General features: G+C 62.9%; 3 protein-coding genes. All 3 read left to right on the top strand.

Annotated elements, in window-relative coordinates; all coding sequences use genetic code 11:
• The first annotated feature begins 194 nt into the window (after nt 1-194).
• Entirely contained in the window at nt 195-1,250 is a 1,056-nt protein-coding gene (locus EN906_RS28715) for a sugar phosphate isomerase/epimerase (protein WP_127269536.1), read from the top strand.
• A 150-nt stretch (nt 1,251-1,400) separates the two neighbouring features.
• On the top strand, nt 1,401-2,588 hold the full coding sequence (locus EN906_RS28710; RefSeq protein ID WP_127269535.1) for a Gfo/Idh/MocA family oxidoreductase: 1,188 nt from the start codon (nt 1,401-1,403) through the stop codon (nt 2,586-2,588).
• A 38-nt stretch (nt 2,589-2,626) separates the two neighbouring features.
• Nucleotides 2,627-3,105 (top strand): sugar phosphate isomerase/epimerase (locus EN906_RS28705; RefSeq protein WP_164777427.1); only part of this gene is annotated, 479 nt, incomplete at its 3' end.

Genomic DNA, 3,105 nt, shown 5'->3' with positions numbered 1-3,105 from the left:
ATATTGAGATATATAGGCCTGCAACAGGTGATTTTGGGGTCTTGATGGCGCATTGCGCGGCTTGACCAAATTTCCACATTTGGTAATACCAGAATGGCGGTGCGTGCAAGCACCCGTTGAGAAAAGACCAAAGTGGCTGGCCCTGCTTCCAATCGGCGCTATGCTCGGTCGAGAGAGAAATGAGGGAGGATGCGATGCCGACGACAATGAAGGGCCCTGGGCTGTTTCTGGCGCAGTTCGCGGGCGACGCCGCGCCGTTCAACTCACTGGCGTCGATCACCAAATGGGCGGCCGGTCTCGGCTACAGGGGCGTGCAGATCCCGACCTGGGACGCGCGGCTGTTCGACCTCAAGAAGGCGGCTTCTTCCAAGGCCTATTGCGATGAGGTGAAGGGCATCTGCGCTGACGCGGGCGTCGAGATCACCGAACTGTCGACGCATCTGCAGGGGCAGTTGGTCGCGGTTCATCCAGCCTATGACGCGCAGATGGATGGCTTTGCGCCGCCGTCGGTGCACAACAATCCCGCAGCCCGGCAGGAGTGGGCTGTCGAGCAGATGAAGTTCGGCGCTAAAGCATCGCGCAATCTGGGCCTGAATGCTTCAGTGTCGTTTACCGGCTCGCTGGCTTTCCCTTACCTCTATCCGTTCCCGCAGCGACCGGCTGGACTCATTGAGGAAGCGTTTGGCGAGCTCGGCAAACGCTGGAAGCCGATCCTCGACGTCTACGAGGACAACGGCGTCGATGTCGGCTATGAAATTCACCCCTCTGAGGACGTGTTCGACGGCGCCACTTTCGAGATGTTCCTCGACGCGGTCGGCGGCCACAAGCGCTGCAATATCAACTACGATCCGTCGCACTTCCTGCTGCAGCAGCTCGACTATCTAGAATTCATCGACATCTATCACGAGCGCATCAAGGCGTTTCACGTCAAGGACGCCGAGTTCAACCCGACCGGCCGGCAAGGCGTCTATTCCGGCTACCAGAGCTGGACCAACCGCGCCGGGCGCTTCCGTTCGCTGGGCGATGGACAGGTGGATTTCGGCGGCATCTTTTCCAAGCTGACGCAGTACAATTATGATTCCTGGGCGGTACTGGAGTGGGAGTGCTGCCTGAAGCATCCGGAGGATGGTGCGGCCGAAGGCGCGCCTTTCATCGAGCACCATATCATCCGGGTGACCGAAAAGGCATTCGACGACTTCGCCGCCGGCACCACCGACAAGAAGATGCTGCGCGCCATGATGGGCATCTAGCGCGGTTTCCCCTCCCCCTCGAGGGGAGGGTGGCCCGAAGGGCCGGGAGGGGTCGGTTCATGCCGAGCTCTGCCTCAACGACCCCACCCGATCCGCTGCGCGGATCGACCTCCCCTCAAGGGGGAGGTGAGCAACAGCGAGGAGCAAGATATGGTCGGCGCATCGAAGTCGGAAACGGGAGGCGGCCCGATCCGCTACGGCATGGTCGGCGGCGGGCAAGGCGCGTTCATCGGCGCGGTGCACCGGATCGCGGCGCGGCTGGACAATGATTTCGTGCTGGTTGCCGGTGCTTTGTCAGCCGACCCGGCCCGTGCCAAGGCCTCGGCCGCCGAACTGGGGCTCGACCCCGCACGCAGCTATGCATCCTATGCCGAGATGGCCAAGGCCGAGGCGAAGCGCCCCGACGGCATCGAGGCAGTGGCCATCGTCACGCCCAACAATGTCCATGTGCCGGCAGCAAAAGCTTTCCTCGAGGCCGGCATCCACGTCATCTGCGACAAGCCGTTGGCGACGACGCTGGCCGAGGCGAAAAAGCTTGCGGCGATAGTCGAGAAGACCGGCAAGGTGTTCGTGCTGACGCACAACTACACCGCCTATCCGATGATCCGGCAAGCACGCGAAATGGTCGCCAAAGGTGTTCTCGGCGACATCCGCATCGTGCAGTCCGAATATCCGCAGGACTGGCTGACCGAGGATTTGGCCGCGACAGGCCAGAAGCAGGCGGCGTGGCGCTCCGACCCCAAGCAGGCAGGCGCCGGCGGCGCGCTGGGCGATATCGGCACGCATGCCTACAACCTCGCCCGCTTCGTCTCGGGGCTGGAACTGGACTCCCTGTCGGCCGATCTCGACGCCTTCGTGCCGGGCCGGCTTCTCGATGACAACGTCAACGTCATGCTGCGCTTCAAGCCTATCGGCAAGACGCATCCGGCCAAGGGCATGATCTGGGCAAGCCAGGTGGCGCCCGGCCACGAGAACGGGCTGAAGCTGCGCATCTATGGCTCCAAGGGTGGGCTGGAATGGGTGCAGGCCGACCCGAACTATCTCTGGTACACGCCGTTCGGCCAGCCGAAGCAATTGATCACCCGCAACGGCGCCGGCGCACTGCCGGTGGCGGGCCGTGTCAGCCGCGTGCCGTCGGGCCATCCCGAGGGCTACCTCGAAGGTTTCGCCAACATCTACCAGGAGGCCGCACGCGCCATCCGGGCGGCACGCCGCAAGGGTGGCAAGCCGCCCAAGGATGTCGTCTTCCCGACCATCCAGGACGGCGTAGAAGGCATGGCCTTCATCGAGGCCTGCGTGAAGTCGTCGAAGAAGAATGGGGCGTGGACGAAGCTCTGAAATAGAGGCGGCCGGGGGATTCAAGGGGAGGGGCGTCGATGAAAATCGGCATGTGCATGTTCTTGTGGACGACGGCCGTGTCGAAGAAACACGAGCCGCTGTTGCGCGACATCAAGGCAACGGGCTTCGATGGCGTCGAGATACCGATCTTCGCCGGCGCGCCGGACGATTATAAAAAACTCGGCGATCTGCTCGACCGCATCGGACTGGAGCGGACCTCGGTTTCGGCCATGGGCGATCCGGCGATGAATTTGATCTCGGCCGACGCGGCGACGCGCAAGGCCGGTGTCGACTATATGAAATGGGCGATCGACTGCGCGCAGGCACTTGGCGCCGACACGCTGAGCGGCCCGCTGCATTCGACGCTCGGGTCGTTTTCCGGCTCCGGACCGACCTCTGCCGAGACAAAGCGCTCCGTCGCCTCGCAACGCGCGATCGGCGACCATGCCGGCAACAAGGGCGTCACCATCGGGCTCGAGGCGCTGAACCGCTTCGAATGCTATCTCCTCAACACGAT

Origin of the sequence: Mesorhizobium sp. M7A.F.Ca.CA.004.06.1.1, from assembly GCF_003999135.1 — a bacterium.
Taxonomy (GTDB): domain Bacteria; phylum Pseudomonadota; class Alphaproteobacteria; order Rhizobiales; family Rhizobiaceae; genus Mesorhizobium.
The sequence above is the reverse complement of the archived record's forward strand: the minus strand, read 5'-3'. Positions and strand labels throughout refer to the sequence as shown.

What these genes read in the sequence shown, in the direction of transcription:
- EN906_RS28715 (WP_127269536.1), top strand. Translation starts at nt 195, where the DNA reads ATGCCGACGACAATGAAGGGCCCTGGGCTGTTTCTGGCGCAGTTCGCG.
- EN906_RS28710 (WP_127269535.1), top strand. Translation starts at nt 1,401, where the DNA reads ATGGTCGGCGCATCGAAGTCGGAAACGGGAGGCGGCCCGATCCGCTAC.